The sequence below is a fragment of the Leifsonia poae genome (genome assembly GCF_050632865.1).
GTDB classification, from domain to species: Bacteria; Actinomycetota; Actinomycetes; order Actinomycetales; family Microbacteriaceae; genus Leifsonia; species Leifsonia poae_B.
In genome coordinates, this window is record NZ_JBODSA010000001.1 from 1,157,992 (window position 1) to 1,178,268 (window position 20,277).

At 71.5% G+C, this 20,277-nt stretch carries 17 protein-coding genes, 2 tRNA genes and 3 pseudogenes; 13 read left to right on the forward strand and 9 right to left on the reverse strand.

Translation table 11 applies throughout. The annotated features are described in order from the left end of the window. Position 1: 1 nt before the first annotated feature. From ACRAWB_RS05765 to ACRAWB_RS05785, 5 genes are all read left to right on the forward strand, one after another. Complete coding sequence (locus ACRAWB_RS05765; protein WP_431352446.1) at positions 2–1,072, forward strand: ABC transporter permease; 1,071 nt, start codon at positions 2–4, stop codon at positions 1,070–1,072. Further along, positions 1,069–2,757 carry an ABC transporter ATP-binding protein gene (locus ACRAWB_RS05770; RefSeq protein ID WP_431352447.1) on the forward strand — a complete coding sequence of 563 codons (1,689 nt, stop codon included), beginning with the start codon at positions 1,069–1,071 and terminating at the stop codon, positions 2,755–2,757. The genes ACRAWB_RS05765 and ACRAWB_RS05770 overlap by 4 nt, the downstream gene beginning before the upstream one ends. 10 nt (positions 2,758–2,767) lie before the next feature. Then, positions 2,768–3,643 (forward strand): ATP-binding cassette domain-containing protein, encoded by an 876-nt coding sequence (locus tag ACRAWB_RS05775; protein WP_431352448.1) that lies wholly within the window; start codon positions 2,768–2,770, stop codon positions 3,641–3,643. A gap of 11 nt (positions 3,644–3,654) precedes the next feature. Further along, positions 3,655–4,668: a D-isomer specific 2-hydroxyacid dehydrogenase family protein gene (locus ACRAWB_RS05780; protein ID WP_431352449.1), complete on the forward strand. Its 1,014-nt coding sequence runs from the start codon at positions 3,655–3,657 to the stop codon at positions 4,666–4,668. A gap of 79 nt (positions 4,669–4,747) precedes the next feature. Then, positions 4,748–4,820, forward strand: a tRNA-Asn gene (locus tag ACRAWB_RS05785). A 51-nt stretch (positions 4,821–4,871) separates the two neighbouring features. On the opposite strand, the gene ACRAWB_RS05790 is transcribed toward ACRAWB_RS05785, so the two are convergent. The 3 genes from ACRAWB_RS05790 to ACRAWB_RS05800 all read right to left on the reverse strand — a co-directional run bounded on the left by ACRAWB_RS05790 (position 4,872) and on the right by ACRAWB_RS05800 (position 7,078). Beyond that, on the reverse strand, positions 4,872–5,534 hold the full coding sequence (locus ACRAWB_RS05790; protein ID WP_431352450.1) for a response regulator: 663 nt from the start codon (positions 5,532–5,534) through the stop codon (positions 4,872–4,874). Continuing rightward, positions 5,531–6,769 (reverse strand): histidine kinase, encoded by a 1,239-nt coding sequence (locus ACRAWB_RS05795; protein ID WP_431352451.1) that lies wholly within the window; start codon positions 6,767–6,769, stop codon positions 5,531–5,533. The genes ACRAWB_RS05790 and ACRAWB_RS05795 overlap by 4 nt, the downstream gene beginning before the upstream one ends. A gap of 105 nt (positions 6,770–6,874) precedes the next feature. Continuing rightward, on the reverse strand, positions 6,875–7,078 hold the full coding sequence (locus ACRAWB_RS05800; protein WP_431352452.1) for a hypothetical protein: 204 nt from the start codon (positions 7,076–7,078) through the stop codon (positions 6,875–6,877). Positions 7,079–7,252: 174 nt separating this feature from the next. Between ACRAWB_RS05800 and ACRAWB_RS05805 the strand changes: the two genes are divergently transcribed. Together ACRAWB_RS05805 and ACRAWB_RS05810 are read left to right on the forward strand one after the other, a co-directional pair. Next, positions 7,253–7,576, forward strand: a complete 324-nt coding sequence (locus tag ACRAWB_RS05805; protein ID WP_431352453.1) for an SHOCT domain-containing protein — start codon at positions 7,253–7,255, stop codon at positions 7,574–7,576. Positions 7,577–7,656: 80 nt separating this feature from the next. Next, complete coding sequence (locus ACRAWB_RS05810) at positions 7,657–8,532, forward strand: sensor histidine kinase (protein ID WP_431352454.1); 876 nt, start codon at positions 7,657–7,659, stop codon at positions 8,530–8,532. Between the two features lie 11 nt (positions 8,533–8,543). On the opposite strand, the pseudogene def reads toward ACRAWB_RS05810, so the two are convergent. Continuing rightward, positions 8,544–9,109, reverse strand: a pseudogene (gene def, locus ACRAWB_RS05815) (peptide deformylase). A 41-nt stretch (positions 9,110–9,150) separates the two neighbouring features. Here def and ACRAWB_RS05820 point away from each other — a divergent pair. The 3 genes from ACRAWB_RS05820 (at position 9,151) to ACRAWB_RS05830 (ending at position 11,551) form a co-directional block, all read left to right on the forward strand. After that, the gene (locus ACRAWB_RS05820) at positions 9,151–10,110 is read left to right on the forward strand and encodes a multidrug DMT transporter permease (RefSeq protein WP_431352455.1); all 960 of its coding nucleotides are present in this window, start codon (positions 9,151–9,153) and stop codon (positions 10,108–10,110) included. A gap of 97 nt (positions 10,111–10,207) precedes the next feature. Beyond that, on the forward strand, positions 10,208–11,461 hold the full coding sequence (locus ACRAWB_RS05825) for a glycosyltransferase (RefSeq protein ID WP_431352456.1): 1,254 nt from the start codon (positions 10,208–10,210) through the stop codon (positions 11,459–11,461). A gap of 16 nt (positions 11,462–11,477) precedes the next feature. Next, positions 11,478–11,551 (forward strand) — tRNA-Ile (locus ACRAWB_RS05830). 27 nt (positions 11,552–11,578) lie between these two features. Here the strand turns inward: ACRAWB_RS05830 and ACRAWB_RS05835 are convergent. Then, entirely contained in the window at positions 11,579–12,076 is a 498-nt protein-coding gene (locus tag ACRAWB_RS05835) for a DUF427 domain-containing protein (protein ID WP_431352457.1), read from the reverse strand. A 34-nt stretch (positions 12,077–12,110) separates the two neighbouring features. Here ACRAWB_RS05835 and ACRAWB_RS05840 point away from each other — a divergent pair, with 34 nt between their 5' ends. Beyond that, positions 12,111–12,713, forward strand: a complete 603-nt coding sequence (locus ACRAWB_RS05840; RefSeq protein ID WP_431352458.1) for an LON peptidase substrate-binding domain-containing protein — start codon at positions 12,111–12,113, stop codon at positions 12,711–12,713. 30 nt (positions 12,714–12,743) lie between these two features. On the opposite strand, the gene ACRAWB_RS05845 is transcribed toward ACRAWB_RS05840, so the two are convergent. Further along, on the reverse strand, positions 12,744–13,301 hold the full coding sequence (locus ACRAWB_RS05845; RefSeq protein WP_431352459.1) for a hypothetical protein: 558 nt from the start codon (positions 13,299–13,301) through the stop codon (positions 12,744–12,746). Continuing rightward, a complete protein-coding gene (locus ACRAWB_RS05850) occupies positions 13,298–13,489 on the reverse strand; it encodes a hypothetical protein (RefSeq protein ID WP_431352460.1) in 192 nt (63 codons plus the stop codon). The genes ACRAWB_RS05845 and ACRAWB_RS05850 overlap by 4 nt, the downstream gene beginning before the upstream one ends. A 173-nt stretch (positions 13,490–13,662) precedes the next feature. On the opposite strand from ACRAWB_RS05850, the gene ACRAWB_RS05855 reads away from it, so the two are divergent. Further along, complete coding sequence (locus tag ACRAWB_RS05855; RefSeq protein WP_431352461.1) at positions 13,663–14,244, forward strand: hypothetical protein; 582 nt, start codon at positions 13,663–13,665, stop codon at positions 14,242–14,244. Positions 14,245–14,408: 164 nt separating this feature from the next. Next, a complete protein-coding gene (locus ACRAWB_RS05860; RefSeq protein ID WP_431352462.1) occupies positions 14,409–14,975 on the forward strand; it encodes a 4'-phosphopantetheinyl transferase family protein in 567 nt (188 codons plus the stop codon). Between the two features lie 13 nt (positions 14,976–14,988). Here the strand turns inward: ACRAWB_RS05860 and ACRAWB_RS05865 are convergent. Continuing rightward, a pseudogene (locus ACRAWB_RS05865) lies at positions 14,989–16,282 on the reverse strand (M1 family metallopeptidase). Further along, positions 16,279–20,195: pseudogene (locus ACRAWB_RS05870) on the reverse strand (Pls/PosA family non-ribosomal peptide synthetase). Before ACRAWB_RS05870 ends, ACRAWB_RS05865 begins: the two co-directional pseudogenes overlap by 4 nt. Positions 20,196–20,277: the final 82 nt, after the last annotated feature.

Consider the following 20,277-nt stretch of genomic DNA (forward strand, 5'->3'; position numbering starts at 1 on the left):
GATGTCGAACGCAGCTCTCACCTCCCGCAAGCGTTCCCTCTGGGACCGCCTGCCGATCGTCCACCAGCTCCGGCAGAGCGTCGGGCTGCAGCGCGGGATGCTCGTCGTGGGCCTCGTGCTCACGGTCGTGTTCATCCTCGTGGCCATCTTCGCCGGGCTGATCGCCCCCTACGGCTTCTCCCAGACCAAGGCCGACGGGACGTCGTTCGGCGCGCAGCAGCCGCCGAGCGCCGCCCACATCTGGGGCACCACCTCCGGCGGGTACGACGTGTTCTCGCGCGTGATCTGGGGAGCGCAGACCGCCATCCTCGTGATCATCGTCGCGGTCATCCTGTCGATCTTCCTCGGCGTGCTGCTCGGTCTGATCTCCGGCTACTTCGGCGGCTGGCTCGACCGCGTGCTCGTCGTGGTCTGCGACGCGATCTACGCGTTCCCGTCGCTGCTGCTGGCCATCGTCGTGGCGATCGCGATCAGCGGCGGCCAGTCGAGCCTGTGGGGCGGCATCTTCGCCGCGGCGATCTCGATCACCGTGGTCTACATCCCGCAGTACTTCCGGGTGATCCGGTCCGAGGTCGTCCGCATCAAGTCGGAGGCGTACGTCGAGGCGGCGAAGGTCGTCGGCGCGAGCAACGGGCGGATCATGTTCCGTCACGTCCTGCGCAACTCGACCCGCACGCTGCCGCTCATCTTCACGCTCAACTCGTCGGAGGCCATCCTGACGCTGGCGGGCCTCGGCTTCCTCGGCTTCGGCATCGAGCCGACGGCTGCTGCCGAGTGGGGCTACGACCTCAACAAGGCCGTGGACGACGTCACCTCCGGGATCTGGTGGACGGCCATCTACCCGGGTCTCGCGATCGTGCTGGCCGTGCTGGGCATCACGCTCGTCGGCGAAAGTCTCAACGACCTCGCCGACCCGCGTCTGCGCGGCCGCCGTCGTGCCGCGGTGGCATCCGGCCAGGTCGCCGAGACGTCCGTCGTCCCCGGCGGCTCGCTGAGCGCGGGCCCCGGCGGAGTGGACGGGCTCGAGGGCGGGGAATCGTTCGATCAGCACGGAATCGAGGTGCGTCCATGAGCGACGTCGTAAAGATCGACGACCTGTCGGTGAGTTTCGCGACCGACGCCGGCGTCGTCAAGGCGGTCGACGGCGTCAGCCTGAACGTGGCGCCGGGGGAGGTCCTGGCGATCGTCGGCGAGTCCGGCTCCGGCAAGACGGTCACCGCGAAGACGATCCTCGGCCTGCTGCCGGAGACCGCGACGGCCTCGGGCGCGGTCGTCCTGCGCAGCAAGGACGGCGCGACCCAGGCGGACATCGTCTCCATCGACAAGCGCCGGCTCCGCGAGGTGCGCGGCACCGACGTCGCCATGGTGTTCCAGGAGCCGTCCACGGCCCTCAACCCCGTCTATCCGGTCGGCTGGCAGATCGCGGAGGGGCTGCGCGCCCACTCCAAGCTGTCGAAGAAAGAGGCACAGGCGCGGGCCATTGAAATCCTGGAGCGGGTCGGCATCCCGGAGCCGGAGAAGCGGGTCAAGTATTACCCGCACCAGTTCTCGGGCGGCCAGAAGCAGCGCATCGTCATCGCGATGGCGCTCGTGCTGAACCCCGGTCTCATCGTCGCGGACGAGCCGACCACGGCCCTGGATGTGACGGTGCAGGCCGAGATCCTGGACCTGCTGCGCCGCTGCCGCGACGAGTTCGGCGCCGCGATCGTCCTCATCACGCACAACATGGGCGTGGTGGCCGACCTGGCCGACCGCGTCGCCGTCATGTACCAGGGCAAGGTCGTGGAGCAGGCGGACGTGCACACGCTGTTCGCGTCGCCGAAGGCGGAGTACACGCAGAAGCTGCTCGCCGCCGTCCCGAAGATCGGGCAGGGCGCGGTCGCGACGCAGGAGCGGGCCATCGCCCGGGCCGAGCGCCCGCAGCTGGCGCCGGTCGTCCGGGCGCGCGACCTGCGCATCCAGTACCCGGGCCGCCTCGGCCGTCCCGGTTTCGTCGCGGTGGACGGGGTCTCGTTCGAGATCCGTCCGGGCGAGGTGCTGGGGCTGGTGGGCGAGTCGGGATCCGGCAAGACCACGATCGGCCGCGCCATCGCGGGCCTCAACCGGGTCACCGGCGGATCGCTGGAAGTGCTCGGGGTCGAGATGAACGGCGTCCGTGAACGGCAATTCCGCGGGGTGCGGAGCGACATCGGGTTCGTGTTCCAGGATCCGGCGTCCAGCTTCAACCCGCTGCTCACCATCGCCGAGTGCGTGGCCGAGCCGCTGGTGGTGCACGGCCGCGCCTCCTCGCCCGCCGAGGCGCGCAAGCGCGTCGACGAGCTGCTGGAGGCGGTGCAGCTGCCGCGTGCCTACGGCGACCGCTTCCCGCACGAGCTGTCCGGCGGCCAGCGTCAGCGCGCCAGCCTCGCGCGGGCGCTGGCGCTGGAGCCCACGCTGCTCATCGCGGACGAGCCGACGTCGGCACTGGATGTCTCGGTGCAGGCGCGCGTGCTGGAGCTGTTCTCCGACCTGCAGAGCGAGTTCGGCTTCGCGTCGCTGTTCATCAGCCACGACCTCGCCGTGGTCGACCTGCTCGCCGACCGGATCGCGGTGCTGCACCGCGGCCGCCTGGTCGAGGAGGGCACCGGCGCCGAAGTGCTCGGCAACCCGCGCGAGCCGTACACGCAGCGGCTGCTCGCGTCCCTCCCGGTACCGGACCCGACCGAACAGGCCGACCGGCGGGAGGAACTGCGGAGGTTGAGCGCGCCGACCGCTTAGGGTCGATGGTGTGAGTTCCGAGCCCGCCATCGTCGTCAGCGACCTGTCCGTCGAATACCCCGCGCGGGGCCCCAGCACATCGTGCGTGGCCCTGCGCGGGGTGAGCTTCCGCCTCGAGCGGGGGCAGGTGCTCGGGGTTCTCGGTGAGACCGGCTCGGGCAAGAGCACGCTCGCCCAGGTGCTCGCCGGGCATGTGCTCCCGGCGCGCGCGTCCGATCCCGGACCGCGCATCAGCGGCGGCGAGGCGTCGGTTCTCGGGCACAAGCTCCGCAAGGCGAAGAGGCGCGACCTGGCCGAGGTGACCTTCCATGTCGGCTACCTGCCGCAGGAGGCGGCGGCCACGCTGGAGCCGTCGCTCAGCGTCCAGGACAACGTCGCGCTGCCGATCTTCGAGCGCGATGCGCATTACCCGAAGCGGGCGGCGGGCGCGCGGGCGGCGACCATGCTCGACACCGTGCATCTGCCGCTGTCGGTGCTGAACAAGTACCCGTACGAGCTGAGCTCCGGTCAGCGGCAGCGCGTCGCCCTGGCGCGGGCGTTGGTGCTGGGCCCCAGCATCCTGATAGCCGACGAGCCGACCGCGGGAATCGACGCGACGGTCCGGGATGCGGTGATCGACCTGCTCGCGCAGCTGCGGACCCACGAAGACTTCTCCGCGGTCGTGGTCAGCCACGACCTCGCCGTGCTGCGGCGTGCCACGGACACCTCGCTGGTGCTCCAGGGCGGCCGCCCGGTCGGCTACGGGCCGATCGAGGAGGTGCTGGCCGACCCGACGCACCCCTTCGTCGCCGGGCTCGCGAAGGCGCTGAAGCCGCCGCAGCAGCGGACGGAGCGGCGGCCGCAGCGGGCGGCGACGACCCGCCGTGCGGCGCAGAAGGACGGATGAGGAGAGACGGCATGAGCACGGACGAGACGACGAACACCGCGCGGCACCGGGCGGTCATGGCGGACGAAGTCACCGCGCTTCCCGCGGACCGCCGCCCCGAGCCCGGACCGATCGCGGTGCTTCCGGAGCCCGAGCAGCAGTTCGTGGAGGCGGTGGAGGCGGCCGGCGGCACGGTCGAGCCGTTGTCGGAGCGCACGCGCGGCGTCGTGTGGCTGTCGAACAAGGACGCCGCGGCCTTCCCGGCGGTGCTGGAGGCGCATCCCGGCATCGGCTGGGTGCAGCTCCCGTTCGCCGGGGTGGATGCCTTCGCCGGCATCCTGGCATCGGAGGACCGGGCGGGGCTGGTCTGGACCAGCGCGAAGGGCGCCTATGCGCAGCCGGTCGCCGAGCACGCGCTCGTGTTGACCCTGGCCCTGCTGCGCGTACTCCCGAAACGGGTGCGGGCACGTTCGTGGGCCACGGAGCCGGAAGGCCGTTCCCTGTACGGGCTCGACGTGGTGATCGTCGGTGCGGGCGGGATCGCGCTCGAACTCATGCGGCTGCTCGAGCCGTTCGGCGCCCGGGTGACGATCGTGCGGCGGTCGGAGACCCCGGTGCCCGGCGCTGTCCGCACGGTGACCGCATCCCAGCTGGGCGAGGTGCTGCCCTCGGCCGACCTGGTCGTCGTCGCGGCCGCGCTCACCGAGGGGACGCGGCACCTGTTCGGCGCCCCCGAGTTCGCGGCGATGAAGGACACGGCCTATCTCGTCAACATCGCCCGTGGCGGGCTGGTGGACACCGATGCCCTCCTCGACGCGCTGCGGTCGGGCGCCATCGCGGGCGCAGGGCTGGATGTGACCGATCCGGAGCCGCTGCCCGACGGGCACCCGCTCTGGGACGAGCCGAACGTCCTCATCACTCCGCACCAGGCGGACACCCCCGAGATGACGGCGCCGCTGCTGGCGGAACGCATCCGGCTGAACGTGCGCGCGTTTCTCGACGACGGCCGTTTCGTGGGTGTCGTGGACCCCTCGGCGGGCTACTGAGCGGCGACGCACCCGGGACGCTCGGCCGATTTCACGAGCGGCCGGGAAGCTTGCTAGAGTAGCTTCGCTGATCAAGCATTCCTCGATAGCTCAATTGGCAGAGCAGCCGGCTGTTAACCGGCAGGTTCTTGGTTCGAGTCCAAGTCGGGGAGCGTATGGCCCTCACCCTTCGGGGTGGGGGCCTTTTGCGTGTTCGGACGGCGCTACTGCCAGCCGGGCTGCACCAGTCCGGTCTCGTAGGCGAGCACGACCAGGTGGACGCGGTCGCGCGCGTCCAGCTTGGTCATGATCCGCGACACGTGCGTCTTCGCGGTGAGCGGGCTGAGGTACAGCCGCTCGCCGATCTCGGTGTTGGTGAGGCCGTGCGCGACCAGTGCCAGAACCTCGCGCTCGCGCTCCGTCAGCTGTGACAGTCGCGCGGAGTCGGGAGCGGGGCGCAGGCCGCCGGATACGCGTTCGATGAGGCGACGGGTCACGCCGGGGGAGAGCAGCGCGTCTCCCGCGGCGACGACGCGGACCGCGCGGATCAGCTCCACCGGCTCCGTGTCCTTCACCAGGAAGCCGCTCGCGCCGGCGACGATCGCCTGCGCCACGTACTCGTCCAGCTCGAACGTCGTCACGATGACGATCCGCGTGCCCGCGAGTTCCGGGTCGGCGACGATCTCCTCGGTGGCCCACAGGCCGTCGCCGTCGGGCATCCGGATGTCCATCAGCACGACGTCGGGATGCGTCCGGCGCACCAGCTCGACCGCCTCGCGGCCGGTGCCGGCCTCGCCGACCACCTCCACGTCGTCCTCCGACTCCAGGAGCGCCCGGAAACCGGCCCGGACCAGCAGCTGATCGTCCGCGAGCAGCACGCGGATCACGAGCCGACCGCCTCGGCCGCGGGCGTTGCGGGGATGCGCGCCTCCACGAGCAGCCCGCCGCCATCGGGCGTTCGCGTCTCGAACCGGCCGCCCAGCAGCTCGGCCCGCTCGCGCATCCCGAGCATCCCCTTGCCGCCGTCGTCTCCCGGGCCGGACGCGGCCGGCAGCCCGCGCCCGTCGTCCTGGACGGTCAGCACGTACCAGCCGTCGGCCTCATCCAGGTGGATGTCGACCCGCGACGCCTGCGCGTGCCGTCCGATGTTGGTGAGCGATTCCTGGACGATCCGGTACAGCGCGAGCTGCGCGGCGGCCGACGGCGTGGACGCGATCCGATTCGCGTAATCGATGCGGAGCCCCGCGCGCTGGTACGTCTCCACGAGCACCGGGATGCGCGCGAGGTCGGGCTCGGGGGAGCGCTCGGCGTACCCGTCCGGTCCCCGGAGGAACCCGAGGACGCCGCGCACCTCCTCCAGCGCCTGACTGCTCGTCGTCTTGATCGCCTCCAGGCTCTCGCGCGCCTTCTCGGGCCGCGAGTCGAACAGGTGCAGCCCCACGCCGGCCTGGACGCTGATCTGCGACAGCGAGTGCGCCAGCACGTCGTGCAGCTCCCGCGCGATGCGGAGCCGTTCCGCCTCGGCCGCGGCCTCGCGCCGGGCGGCGATGGAGCGGGCGACCTCCCGGTAGCGCTCGCCCCGATTGCGCAGAGCCTCGCCGACGCCGACCAGCAGACAGAGGATGAGCGCCACGATGAGTGGCCGGATCATGGCCGCTGGATTGCCCCGCAGCAGGTACGCGGCGGCGGGCCCGACGACCGCGAACCCGGCGAGCGTCCACCACGCCCACACCCGCGCGCCGCGGACGACGGCGCTCACCACCGCGAAAGCCAGCGGCACGACCGAGAACGGCGGCCCGGTCGTGATCGCGATGGCAGGGGCGCAGAGCGCGGCGATCACCACGACCGTGAGTCCCGGATGCCGGCGCGCGAGCAGCAGCACGAAGGAGGCGGCGAAGGCCAGCAGCGCGAAGCCGAGCGCCAGCGGGTCGGCCGCGGCGTTGCTCCCGGCGATCGCGATGGCAGGCAGTTGCAACACGGCTGCCAGCACGGCCGCGAACCAGCGGACTCCGTGCGGCGGCGTCCGCTCCGACCACGGCCCCCGCATCCAGTTCTCCGGACCCGTGGGCGCGCTCATCGGGCGCGCGCCCTCGCCTCGATCGGCGGGCGGAGTCCAGGGCATTCCCTCATGCTAATCACGCACCCTGGGGCCCACATCCGCCTCAGGGCGTCTCCCGGCGGCTGCCCGGCTACTCCCCGGGGAGTACGCGGTCGGCGCCCGGCGACCTCACGGGTTGTTCTGCGCGTTGAAGCCGTCGTCGTCGCGATGATGGCCGAACAGCCCGCCGAAGCCCGGGCCGCCGAACGCCGTCAGGCCGGCCTCGCGCTCCTCCGACGCTCGGATCTCGGCGTCGTCGTTCTCGTACTCGCTCAACTCGTCGTCCGGCTCCTCGTTCGAAGAGTCGTCGTGCCGTCCGTCCTCGTGCTCCATGCGCGCATCGTACGTCCCGGAGGGCGCCTCCCGGCAGGGGTCTTTCGCGCCGCCGCCTGCTCCCGGCGGAGTACCGCGGATCGCTCCCGGCGGCGGATTCGGCGGGGCGGCTTCGCGACGAGGCTGACAGTGACGTCCGCGACAGGCGCGGACCACACCGATTGGACAGACATCATGCTCAGCACACTGGCCACCGCCGTCGCCGCAGCGCCCTGCGTCGTCGCGTACGGACCGCCGTTCGTCGGCTGGTGGTGGATCTTCATCCCGATCTTCTGGATCCTCGTCTTCGTGCTCCTGTTCGGCCTCCTCGGCCGGCGCTGGCGTCGTGCGGCCGCGGAGCGCGGCGGGTACGGCGGCTACGGCCCCTGGGGTCCGCGCGGTGCGACCCGGTCCGCCGAGTCGACCCTCGCGCAGCGCTACGCGAACGGCGACATCGACGAGCAGGAGTACCGCGCCCGGCTGGAGGTGCTGCGCGCCAACCGCGACGGCACCGCCTGATCCACTGCGGGCGACGACCCGCGCGCGGCCCCGGTACGATCGACGGGGCCGCGCGCGCGTGCGGCCGGAAGGAGCACGGGATGGATGCCGTCGCAGTGATCGCCGCGATCGCGGTCGTCGCCGCCCTGATCCTCCTCGTGCTGTGGCTGAGGGAGCGATCCCTGCGCCGCCGGCTGCGCGACACCCGCCAGGAGTCCGAGTGGGACCGCATCGACCGCGAGCTCGACCTCGCCGAACAGGCCGGCCGCTTCCGGATCATCGGCGACCTGGGCGATGTGGCCATCCAGTCCGTCTCCCGGCTGGTGTCACAGGCCGAGGGCGTTCGGTATGCCGCCGACGCCGATCCCGCCGCGGCTGTCCGCTCGGTCGGAGCGCTCGAGACCTCGGCCCGAGATGCGCTGGCGGACCTGCGCCGGCTGCAGGCGGTCGCGCGCGAAGCGCAGGACGCCTCCCTCCCGCAGCCGAGCCTCCACTCCGCGCGGGACCTGTTCCGGGTGCTGCGCGACGCCGGACTCGCGGTGTCCTTCACCGAGACCGGCGAGCGGTTCGAGCTGCGGCAGGGCGCCGAGCTGGCCGTCTTCCGCATCCTGCAGACGAGCCTGGAGAACGCGCTCAAGCACGGCGGCCCGGGCACCAACGCCTCCGTCGCCTTCGCGTGGACGTCCGACGGCCTCAAGGTGAGCGTCGAGGACGACGGCATCCGCGCCGCCGCCAGACGCCTCGGGCTCGACCGCGACGGCGTCGACCAGGCGACCGCCTACTCCATCGCCGACGACGTGCGCGCGCTGACGGAGCACTACGAGGGCGCGGGCATCATCGAGATGCGCGACCGCGCCGCGCTGTTCGGAGGAACGCTGCACGCGCAGACCGTGCCGGGAGTGGGGTTCACCCTGTCGGTCGTGTTCCCCGCGCTGCGCCACCACAACGGCGTGCACGGGCTCGACCTGCGGCGCTAGCGCCGCGTCCCTCAGTCTTCGAGGTGGTCGCGCCCGGGCAGCCAGCTCAAGCCGGGAACGCCCCAGCTGTTCTTGCGCTGCACCTTCTGCGCCGACTTGCCGAAGGGGTGGGTCAGCCGGTCCACGTAGAGCACGCCGTCGAGGTGGTCGTACTCGTGCTGGAAGATGCGGGCCAGCCAGCCCTCCGCGCGGACCTCGTACTCGTTCCCCTCGAGGTCGGTCGCCTGGAGGATCGCTCGGTCGGACCGGCGGAGCGGGAAACGCTCACCCGGGAACGACAGGCAGCCCTCGGACTCGGTGTCCTCATCCAGCTCGCCGACGGCCGCCGGGCTGAGCCACAGCGTCGGATTGATCGCGACGCCGCGGTGCTGGACGTCGTCGTCGTCGGTCCAGCCGTAGACGAAGAGGCGCAGCGGCACGCCCACCTGGGGACCGGCCAGTCCCACGCCCGGAGCCTCATCCATCGTCTCGAACATGTCGGCCACCAGGGTGCGCAGTTCCTCGTCGATCTGCTCGACGGGACGTGCGGGGAGTGGAGGACGGGGTCACCGGTGATCCGGATCGGGAGGACGGCCATTCGGCAAGACTATCCGGATCATTCCCGGTAGGGTCGTTCAGGTGGGTACGGAACTGATGGACGCGTTCGACCTGTCGTATCAGCCCAGCCAGCTCCTGGGCATCCCGGTCGCGCTCGTCGGTGCCGTCTTCCTCTCCGTCGGAGCCCAGCTGCAGCACCACGGCGTCGCAAAGGTCGAGGCGAACGCGGGCCATGCCGAGAGCGGACTCAACGTGCGCCAGCTCGGCCTGCTGCTCGCGCGCCCGTCCTGGGTCATCGGGACGCTGCTGCTCGGCCTCGCCATCGTCTTCCAGCTCGTCAGCCTGAAGCTGTCGCCGATCATCCTGGTCCAGCCGCTCGGCGTCGTCGGACTCGTCATCACGAGCATCCTGAACGCCAAGGTCAGCGGCGTGAAGCTGAACCATCAATCGGTGATCGCGGTCACGCTTTGCGTCAGCGGCGTCGGCGCGTTCGTGCTGCTGGCCGCCGTGTTCGCTCGGGATCTGCCGGTGTCGAGCCGCGCGCTGGTCGTCATCCTGATCATCCTCGCCGTCGTGCTGATCGCCTTCGGGCTGCTCTTCGCGTTCCTGCGGCACCGGTTCAAGGCGATCATGTACATCGTCGGCGCCGGCGTGCTCTACGGCTTCGTCGCCACCCTCGCGAAGGTCGCCATCGACCGCATCTCGAACCAGGAATGGGACTGGCTCCTCGTCGCCTGCATCGTGGCGCTGCTGCTGGCCGCCGTACTCGGCGCGTACTTCGTCCAGAACGCGTACTCGTCCGGGCCACCGGACCTCGTGATCGCGGGGCTGACGGTGATCGACCCGCTGGTCGCGGTCACCATCGGCATCGTCGTGCTGAACGAGGCGGCGGGTGCCCCTGGTGGGCGATGGTCGGATTCGCGCTCACCGGTGCGGTCGCAATCCTCGGCGTCTTCCAGCTCGCGAAGTACCACCCGCAGTCGGCGTCGGACGCGCCGGTCGCGGACCGCATTGCGGACGTGGCGAGCGAAACCCGCCTAGACTAGGCCGTTGAATCGACCGGGCCCACCTGCAGCCCGGAATGCGAACGATGTGCCCGTTCGCCAACCGAACACTTCGACCGTAGGGAACGAACCACGTGCCTGATACGAGCGGACCGCATCAGACCCCGCCCGCCCCGGCAGCCAAGAAGCCGCTGACCATCGTCATGGGTTGCGACACCTTCGCCCCCGACGTCAACGGAGCCGCCCGCTTCGCCGAGCGCCTGGCCGCCGGCCTGGTCGAGCGCGGCCACGACGTCCACATCGTCGCTCCGGCGGCCAGCCGCAGGCACGGCACCTGGATCGAGGAGCACGAGGGCCAGAAGATGACGGCCCACCGCCTGCGGAGCTGGCGCTGGTACCCGCACGACTGGCTCCGCTTCGCGCTGCCGTGGATGAGCAAGGCGAACGCTCGTCGCGTGCTCGACGAGGTGAAGCCGGACGTGGTGCATTTCCAGTCGCACATCGTCGTCGGCCGCGGCCTCGCCTACGAGGCGCAGAAGCGCGGCATCCGCATCGTCGCCACCAACCACGTCATGCCCGAGAACATCATGGAGTTCACGGTCATCCCGAAGTTCCTGCAGAAGGCGCTGATCGCGATCGAGTGGCGCGACGCCCGCAAGAGCTTCGACCGCGCCGAGGCCGTCACCACGCCGACCCGCAAGGCCGCCGACTTCCTCGAGAACGCGACCGGCCTGCGCGGAGTGCACGCCATCTCGTGCGGCATCGAAGCGCAGAACTACACGCCCGACTTCACGCCGCGCACGGCGAACCGCATCCTCTTCGTCGGCCGCGTCACCGGTGAGAAGCACATCGACGTGCTGCTGAACGCCATCAAGCTGCTGCCCGCGGATCTGGATGCGCGCCTGCAGATCGTCGGAGGCGGCGACCAGCTGAAGAACCTCCAGACGATGGCCGAAACCCTCGGGATCGCAGACCGGGTCGAGTTCCTGGGCTACGTGAGCGACCAGGAGCTGCGCCAGGCTTATACACGCGCGACCGTGTTCGCGATGCCGTCCATCGCCGAGCTGCAGTCCATCGCGACCATGGAGGCCATGGCCTCGGGCCTGCCGGTGGTCGCGGCGAACGCCATGGCGCTACCGCACCTCGTGCACGACGGCGAGAACGGACACCTGTTCCGGCCGGGCGACGCGCAGGACCTCGCGGACAAGCTGGAGAGCGTCCTGCGCCTCCCGCAGGACGAGCTCGACGTGCTCAAGCGCGCATCGCTCCGCATCGTCGCCGCACACGACATCCAGACCACGATCAGCACGTTCGAGAGCCTGTATCGTGGTGAGCCGGTGGCCGACCCGGTGACGGACGCGGCCTCCAGCGTGCCCGCCCCGGAGTGACGGGGCCGGCCCGCTCGGGGCGGTAGCTCAGCTGGTCAGAGCAGGGAACTCATAATTCCTCGGTCACGGGTTCAAGTCCCGTCCGCCCTACGAACCCACCTCTCGTCGAGGTGGGTTTCACCAGCCCGACGATCCGGGCGCGCCCTTGAAGGGCCCGACGACCGCGCTGGTGATCCAGCCGCCGTAGAAGCCCCCGGTCTGCGGCGTGACGACCTCGCCGTCGACCGTGCACTCGTCCATCCGCTGCGCGTAGACGGCCACGCGGTCGCGTAGGAGCTCGTACCCCCGCGACGGGTGCGGGTAGTTCCACGCGCTGGCGGGACGCACCTCGCCTCCGCCGCACACGTCGAGATAGCGGGCGGTGCCTTTGAACTCGCAGAACGATGTACCATCGGCGTCGGCCAGCGCCCCGGTCGCGAAGTCTGCAATGGGCAGGTAGTAGACCGGCGGATGGCTGGTCTCGAGCACCCGGACGACGTCGCGCGTCTCGAGGATGAGCTGCCCGCCCAGGCGGATGGTGACCGGCGCGCTGACGCGCTCGATGCGCGGCGGCCTCGGGTAGTCCCAGACGGACTCCTGTCCCTTTGCTGGGATCTCGGGACGCGGTCGGAGCACTTCTTCACTCTATGCGCCGGTGCTTGACTGGGGTATGGCCGCTTCACCGATGTTCCCGCTCGGCTCCGTGCTGTTCCCGTACACACCCATCCCGCTGCGGGTGTTCGAGCCGCGCTATCTGACGATGGTCGGGCGACTCCTCGACGAGGACGAACCGGGGTTCGAGTTCGGTGTCGTGCTCATCGAGCGCGGCTCCGAAGCCGGGGGTGGCGACCAGCGCGCGTCGGTCGGGACGATGGCCCGTCTGGTGAATGCAGCCCTGGGAGCCGACGACCTGATCATCGTCGGCGTGGGAACCAGGAGGTTCACGGTCGATCGCTGGGTCGACGAGGACCCGTATCCCCGGGCTGAGCTGTCGATGCTGCCGGAGCTGGAGTGGTCCGATGCACTCGCGCCACTGCGGGCGGAGGCTGAGGCGGTCGTCCGCCGCGTGGTCGCCCGCGTCGCGGAGTCGTCCTCGGATGCGGACATCGAGCTGTCGGAGGATCCGGTCGCAGCCGCGTGGCAGCTGGCGGCGAGCGCCCCGCTGGGCGAATACGACAGGTACACGCTGCTGAGGTCGACATCGATGGGAGGTCTCCTGCGTCAGGTGGTCGATCTGACGCTGGAGGCTGAGGAGCTGTGGTCCGCCGGGTAGACGTGGCCGTCGTTCACCCATCCCGTCCGCCTACGCGTTCTGCGCGTCGGCCTCCACCTCGAACGCGGCGAAACCGGCTGCGAAGCTCTCGACGTCGATGCGTCGGCGCCCACTGTGCGCGATCAGCTGCGCGCGCGCCATGAGATCCGCGACGGCGATGGTTCGCGAGTAGTCGTCGACCTCGTCGCCCACCTGGTAGTGCTCACGGAACCAGGCCGACACGAGCGCCCAGGAGTACAGCGACCATCCATCGCCCGAGAGGGGCGGAGGGAAGCCGCCGGGGCCGCGCTTCCCCGTAGCCAGGAGGCGAAGGCCCTCGTACGACCGGCCGGCCCGCTGGGCGATCGTCTTCAGTGAGACGAGGTCGTCCTGTTGCAGCCCGGTTGCGCGGAATCCGGCGACGCGGAGGTCGTGCAGGACGGACAGGATGGCGTCGTCGAGCGTAGGGGCTTCGCGGTCGACGTGCAGCAGACCGGTGCCGTTCTCGGTCTCCACCGATGCGTCGTCGAGCCCGGCCTCGTAGAGGCGGTCGTGGTCCTCGTCAGTCGGTTCTCGGTCCAGCAGCACCGTGAACGTGTGCGTGCTCATCCCTGCGCCTCCTCGTGGTCGTGCTTCGCGGCGAACCGCTCCAGCTGTCGTGCGTGGTTGTCGGCGTCTCTCGGCGTCGTCCAGATTCCCTGGCTCGCGTCGCATGCGCGGCAGATGACCTTTCCCCAACGGTGGCCGACGTGGATCTGCAGCACGTCGAACCGTTCGCCGGACAGCGCGCGGAGCACATTCGCTATCGGACTCTTGGGGTGCCGTCCTCTGCTGACCATATGACCAGCCTAGGGAGTGTGTTGTGAGTATACAACGTTTGCATTGGGTGATGTAAGCCCTTCGGCCACCGCATCGGCGCAATCCTTCAATCCCCTAGCTATTTCGGCGCGCCGGAGTACCGTGAGCCAGCATGAACACAACCGGATGGATCATCCTGATCGTCGTCGTGGTGGTCGTCGTCATCGTGATCGCCGTCATCGCCGCGACCGTCGGCCGCAACCGCAAGCGCGAGGCCGACCGCCGCCGTGCCGAGGAGATGCGGCAGTCGGCTGCACAGACGCAGTTGGACGCGCGTGAGCGGGAGGCCAAGGCCGCCCGTGCCGCCGCGGACGCCAAGCAGGCGGAGGTCGACGCCGAGCGGCTGAAGGCCGAATCGGCCGAGCGCCAGGCGGCGGCGGAGAAGGCCCGCGCGGAGTCGGACGAGGCCCTGCGCAAGGCGGACCGCGTCGACCCCGACGTGAAGACCGACCGCAACGGCAACCGCGTGGACGACGGAACGCGCCGCGACGTGGACGCCCGCGATGCGGCACCCGCTGCTGCGACCACAGGAACGGCGGCGCCGGCCGGGACGACTGCTCCGGCGGGCACGACCGCGCCGGCCGGGACCGTTCCCGCCAACGACACCGCAGCCCCGGTCGACGACCCCGCGCGTCACGCGCCCCGCCACGAGGCGCCGCGCTTCGACGACGGAAGCAACGGCACCGCCCGCTGATCCCACTGAAGTCCCGCTTACCCTGACGGCGAGTCGCCGGCAGCCGGCCCGACGGCTGACCGGCGACTCGCGCATGTGCGGGGTCCATCCGGTCCTGGATGCCCGGCACGCACAGCGGCGTCCGGGTAGCATCGGTCCGTCGGATTCGGCGAACGGAGGATGCGATGCCCGCCTTCGTCGTGCTGCCGTACGACACCGACGTCGACGAAACGCTCCCTCGCCTCTCCGACGGCGACCGCGCCCGACTCGACGGTCTGCGGGACGATGCCGCGCGACGCCGTTTCCTCGCGGGTCGCGCCGCCCTGTTCGCGGCGGCCGCAAGCGTGGGCGAACTTCGCATCCGCATCGACGCACGGTGCCCCGATTGCAGCCTCTCGCACGGACGGCCGAACGCGCAGGGCGCATCGAGGCCCATTCATCTGACCCTCGCCCATGCCGGCGGACGCGCCTTCGCCGCCGCCTCGCGTCACCCCGTCGGCATCGACGCCGAGCCCGAGGATGTCACCGCTGAGCGGCGCGCGGCCATCGCCTCCCTCGCACCCGGACGCGGCGATCCGCTTCGCAGATGGACGGCGATCGAGGCGGTCCTCAAGGCCGACGGCCGCGGGCTGCGCGTCGCGCCCGACGCCGTCCGCCTCCGGTTCCGCGCCGCCGCACTCGACGGGATGCGCTACCGCCTCCGCTTCCTCCGCGAACCGGGCTTCCTCGTCACGTCCGCCGAGCAGCGCTAGCCAGCACTCATCCTCACAGCGCCGGCAACCGCGTCTCCCGCAGCCACGCGTCGAAGAACCCGTCCAGCGGCTCCTCCGAGTACGCCCGTGCCAACGCCTCGAAATCCGCGCTGGTGACCGTGCCGAATCGGTGGTTCCGCGACCAGGCGTGCAGCAGCTCGAAGAAGCGCTCGTCGCCGATGCGCTTGCGCAGCGCGTGGAGGAGGCAGGCGCCGCGCTTGTAGACCCGATCGTCGAACATGTCGTCCGGCCCCGGGTCGCCGAGGAGCAGATCCTTGGCCGCGAGCCGCAGCCGGGCGTGGTGCGCGCGGGCGTGGGCGCCCGCTGACAGTCCTCCCGACCCCTCCGACCACAGCCACTCGGCGTAGCAGGCGAAGCCCTCGTTCAGCCAGATGTCGCGCCAGGATGCCAGGCCGACGCTGTTGCCGAACCACTGGTGGGCGAGCTCGTGGGCGATCAGCCGCTCCGAGCCGCCGCGGCCGTCGGCGTGCGACGACCCGAAGGTCGCCATCGCCTGCGACTCGAGCGGGATCTCCAGCGGGTCCTCGGTCACGACGACCGTGTACGACGGGAATGGGTACGGTCCGAACCGTCGCTGGAACACCTCCAGCATCCGGCCGACCGGCTCGAAGTCGTGCAGCACACGGCGGGCGAGGGCCGGGGGATAGGCGACGGCCCAGTCCACGCCGTCGGTGTGGCGCCGCTCCAGGGTGTAGCGGCCGATCTGCACGGCGGCGAGGTAGGTGGCGGTCGGCTCGTCGCGTTCGAAGCTCCAGGTGCCGCGGCCTCCGGTCACGCTGTGGCCGGTGGGCTCGCCCGTCGCCAGCACGGTGTACGCCTGCTCGGTGGTGATCCGGATGCGGTAGGCGGCCTTGTCGGAGGGCCGGTCGTTGCAGGGGAACCACGTCGGCGCGCCGGAGGGCTGCGCGGCGACGATGACGCCGTCGGTCAGCTCCTCCCAGCCGAGCGTCCCCCATCGGGTGCGCCGCGGCGCGGGGAGCCGTCGTAGGCGACCTCCACAGTGAATTCCGTACCCGGCGCCAGCACCGCGGGCGGCGTGATCCGCAGATGCGTCGCGTTCTGGGAGAATCGCGCACGCCGCCCGTCGAACCGGACGCGCTTCGCCTTCAAGTGGACCAGATCGAGCACGACCGCGGCGAGATCCACGGCGGCCCGGGCACGGATGACGGCGGTCGCGTCCAGCCGGTTGGTCGCCACCCGGTAGTTCAGGTCGAGGTCGTACTGCAGCACCGCGTAGTCGTCGGTGCCCGAGCGGGGAGGTAGCTGTGCGGCGGGACGTCCGTCATCCGCCGACCCGCGCCCGGTACTCGCGCACGACGACCTCGCGCCACGGACCGATCGGGTTGCCGCTCCACCGGCTGCCGGCCGGGACGGTCTCGCCGCGCATCACGAGCGACGCCGGCCCGACCGTCGCCTCCCGGCCAATGTCGGCGGCGGGCAGGATGACGCTGTGCGGGCCGAGTGTGCCGCCGCGCTCGATGGTGACCTGGTCCATGCTCATGATTCGATCATGGAACAGGTGCGTCTGCACCACGCAGCCCCGATTCACCGTGGATGCGTCGCCGAGCGTGACCAGGTCGGCCTCCGGAAGCCAGTAGCTGTCGATCCACACCCCGGAGCCGATCCGGGCGCCGAGGCTGCGGAGCCACCACACCAGCGCGGGGGTGCCGGCCGCGGCCCAGGCGAACCAGGGAGCGGCGACCATCTCGGTGAACGTGTCCGACACCTCGCTGCGCCAGATGAAGGACGACCACAGCGGATGCTCGCCCGCGCGCAGCCGCCCGAGCAGCACCCACTTGGCCGCTGTGCTCACCGCGGCGGCGACGGCCCCGGCCAGCATGAGCACCGGTCCGCCGAGCACGATCGCCCACGCGAGCCCCCATGCCGAGTGGATGGCGCCCAGCGCGATGACGACGCCGAGCCCGATGGCGCAGGTGACGAACACCGGAACGATGCGCAGCAGCTCCCACGCGGTGCGCGCGACGCGCAGGCGGACCGGCGGCTCGAAGGTGCGGGAGAGGTCCGCATCCTGCGCCTGCCGTCGCAACCGCACGGGCGGGGAGCCGAGCCAGGACGACCCCGCCTTCGCCTTGCGTGGGGCGAACGAGAGCACGGCGACGAGACCGTCGCGCGGCACGCGGTTGCCGGCGCCCGCCATCCCGGAGTTGCCGAGGAAGGCGCGCGCCCCGATGTCGACGTTGGCGATCCGGACGTACCCGCCGCCCAGTTCGTACGATGCGACGAGCGTGTCGTCGGCGAGGAACGCGCCGTCGCGGATGCGCGTCATCCGGGGGAGGAGCAGCACCGTGGACGCCTCGACGTCGCGGCCGACGCGCGCCCCGAGCATCCGGAGCCACACCGGGGTGAACAGGCTCGAGTACAGCGGGAACAGGATGGTGCGCGCGAGGTCGAGCAGGCGCTCCGTCGACCAGGCCTGCCATCCGACGCGGCTGCGCACCGCGTACACGCCCTCGCGCATCCCGATGCCGAGCAGGCGGACCAGGACGACGACCAGCGCGGCGAGCACGACACCGGCGGCGAGCGTGCCGGGGACGAGACCGATGGCTGTGCGTGCAACGACATCCCACCAATCCGTCGCGCCGCGCACGAAGACGGCCACCACGGCCGCGCCGACGGCGAGCGCCAACACCGGCACGAGGGAGACGACGCTCGAGGCGACCGCATACGCGGCCACCCAGCGCGTGCGGCGCTCCGGGCGCTCCTGCGGCCACCAGTCGTGCGCACGGCCGACGCGGACGGCGGGGAGCCCGACCAGTTCTGCCCCGCCGGAACGCGGCCGAACACCGCGGAGCCCGGAGCGACGGTCGCGTTGCGGCCGATCTTGGTGCCGGGCATCAGCGAACTGCGCGCGCCGACCGAGCTGCCCGCGCCGATCCGGATCTCGCCGATGCGGACGACGTCGCCGTCGATCCAGTACCCGGCCAGGTCCACTTCGGGCTCGATCGAGGCGCCCGCGCCGATCCGCAGCATCCCGGTCACCGGCGGGAGCGTGTGCAGGTCGACGCCGCGGTCGATCGTCGCACCGAGCGCGCGGGCGTAGTAGAGGATCCATGGTGCCCCGGCGAGGCTGGCGGCGCCGACCTGGTGGGCGACCTGCTCGGCCAGCCACAGGCGGAGGTGCACGCCGCCGCCGCGCGGATGGTCGCCCGCCTTCACGCCGAGAAGCAGCAGCCGGGCGGCGACCACCGCGATGGCCATGCGTCCCCACGGCGTGACGAAGATCACGAGGCCGATGATCAGCCAGACAGGGTCGACCGCGGGCAGTACGTCGAAGCCGCCGAGCGGCCGCAGCAGGAGGGACGCCGTCAGCAGGTAGAGCAGCCACCGTATCCCGCCCAGGATGAACAGCGGGACGCCCAGCACCGTCTGCAGCGCGCGCATGCGGAACGGCGTCGGAGGCACGACGTGCGTCGACCCCGCGGACGACGACGGCGAGCTCTCGGCCAGCGCCTGCGCCATCGCCCCGAATCGCGGGGTCGCGTAGATGTCGGCGACCGTGATGTCGGGATGCCGCTGCCGGATGAGCGACACCAGCTGCGCCGCGGCGAGCGAGCCGCCTCCGAGGTCGAAGAAGTTGTCGTCGGGGCTCGACACGGGGAGTCCGAGGACGCTGCGCCAGTCCGCGGCGAGCGCCTGCGCCACGGGGTCGTCGGTCGCGGCCCCTGCACCGTCGGCGTCGGCGTCCTCGAGCGGCCAGGGCAGGGCGGCTTTGTCGACCTTGCCCGAGGTGCGGACCGGCAGCTCATCGACGACCGCCAGCAGGGGCACCAGCGCGGCGGGCAGCGTCTCTCGCAGGTGCGCAAGGGACGCGGCGCGGTCGAAGGCGTCCGGATCGGGGACGGCGAGGTAGCCGACCAGCACGTCGTTGCCGGCCGCCGACCGGCGTACCGCGGCTGCTGCACCCGAGACGCCCGGCAGCTGCTGCAGCGCCGCCTCCACTTCGCCGAGCTCGATGCGGCGGCCGCCCATCTTCACCTGGTCGTCGGCGCGGCCCAGGTAGAACAGTCCCTCGGGGTCGAAGCGGACGAGGTCCCCACTGCGGTAGGCGCGCTGCCACCCGAGGGTCGGCATGGGGGCGTACTTCGCGGCGTCCTTCGCCGGGTCCAGGTAGCGAGCGAGGCCGACGCCGCCGATCACGAGCTCGCCGCCGACGCCGTCCGCCACCGGATTCCCCTCGGCGTCCACGACCGCGAGGTCCCAGCCGTCGAGCGGGAGACCGATCCGGACGGGCTCGCCCGGCACCAGCGGCGCCGCGCACGCCACGACGGTCGCCTCGGTCGGTCCGTACGTGTTCCACACCTCGCGGCCCGGAAGCGCGAGGCGGATCACCAATTCGGGCGGGCAGGCCTCGCCGCCGAAGATGAGCAGGCGCACGTTGTCGAGCGCATCCACGGGCCAGAGGGCGGCGAGGGTCGGTACGGTCGAGACGACGGTGATGCGGCGGGCGGACAGCCAAGGGCCCAGGTCCATCCCGGTGCGGACCAGCGACCGCGGGGCCGGTACGAGGCACGCGCCGTGACCCCAGGCCAGCCACATCTCCTCGCAGGACGCGTCGAACGCGACCGAGAGCCCGGCCAGCACGCGGTCCTGCGGGCCGATCGGCTCCTCCTGCAGGAACAGTCGCGCCTCGGCGTCCACGAACGCGGCCGCCGACCGGTGCCGGACGGCGACCCCCTTCGGCGTGCCCGTAGAGCCGGAGGTGAAGATGATCCAGGCGTCGTCCTCCGGCGTCGGCGGCTCGATGACCGGAACGGCGGCGGTGCTCGGATGCGGCGCCTCCGCGGCGAACACCGGCCGGGCGTCCTGCTCGCCCGTCAGCTGCAGCCCGGCGTCGGTGAGCACGCCGCGCACGTCCGCTTCGCCGAAGACGAGCTCGGCGCGCTCCTCCGGGTCGTCGGCGTCCACCGGGACGTAGGCCGCACCGGCGGTCAGCACGCTCAGGATGGCCAGGTAGAGGTCCCGGGAGCCGGAGCTCATCCGCACGCCGACCCGGTCGCCGCGCCGGATGCCGCTCTCGCGCAGCACCGCCGCGCCCGCCTGGACCCGGGCGAGCAGTTCGCGGTAGCTCAGGGCGCCGGCCGCATCCTCCAGTGCCGAGGCGTCCGGGAAGCGGCGGGCGGACTCGGTCAGGATGTCGATCAGGGTCCTCGGGGGCGGCGCCTGATCGCCGCGCAGCATCAGGCCGGGCGTCGGTGACGCGGCCGGAACCTCGGCCGGTCGGGCGGTTCGGGTGGTGCGAGCGGGGCTGTCGGGCACGGCG

Excerpts from the sequence above, each read along its gene's own strand:
- ACRAWB_RS05765 (WP_431352446.1), top strand. The coding sequence starts at position 2 with ATGTCGAACGCAGCTCTCACCTCCCGCAAGCGTTCCCTCTGGGACCGC.
- ACRAWB_RS05860 (WP_431352462.1), top strand. The coding sequence starts at position 14,409 with ATGCCCGCCTTCGTCGTGCTGCCGTACGACACCGACGTCGACGAAACG.
- ACRAWB_RS05840 (WP_431352458.1), top strand. The coding sequence starts at position 12,111 with ATGGCCGCTTCACCGATGTTCCCGCTCGGCTCCGTGCTGTTCCCGTAC.
- ACRAWB_RS05795 (WP_431352451.1), bottom strand. The coding sequence starts at position 6,769 with ATGCCCTGGACTCCGCCCGCCGATCGAGGCGAGGGCGCGCGCCCGATG.
- ACRAWB_RS05855 (WP_431352461.1), top strand. The coding sequence starts at position 13,663 with ATGAACACAACCGGATGGATCATCCTGATCGTCGTCGTGGTGGTCGTC.
- ACRAWB_RS05810 (WP_431352454.1), top strand. The coding sequence starts at position 7,657 with ATGGATGCCGTCGCAGTGATCGCCGCGATCGCGGTCGTCGCCGCCCTG.
- ACRAWB_RS05780 (WP_431352449.1), top strand. The coding sequence starts at position 3,655 with ATGAGCACGGACGAGACGACGAACACCGCGCGGCACCGGGCGGTCATG.
- ACRAWB_RS05845 (WP_431352459.1), bottom strand. The coding sequence starts at position 13,301 with ATGAGCACGCACACGTTCACGGTGCTGCTGGACCGAGAACCGACTGAC.
- ACRAWB_RS05770 (WP_431352447.1), top strand. The coding sequence starts at position 1,069 with ATGAGCGACGTCGTAAAGATCGACGACCTGTCGGTGAGTTTCGCGACC.
- ACRAWB_RS05800 (WP_431352452.1), bottom strand. The coding sequence starts at position 7,078 with ATGGAGCACGAGGACGGACGGCACGACGACTCTTCGAACGAGGAGCCG.
- ACRAWB_RS05805 (WP_431352453.1), top strand. The coding sequence starts at position 7,253 with ATGCTCAGCACACTGGCCACCGCCGTCGCCGCAGCGCCCTGCGTCGTC.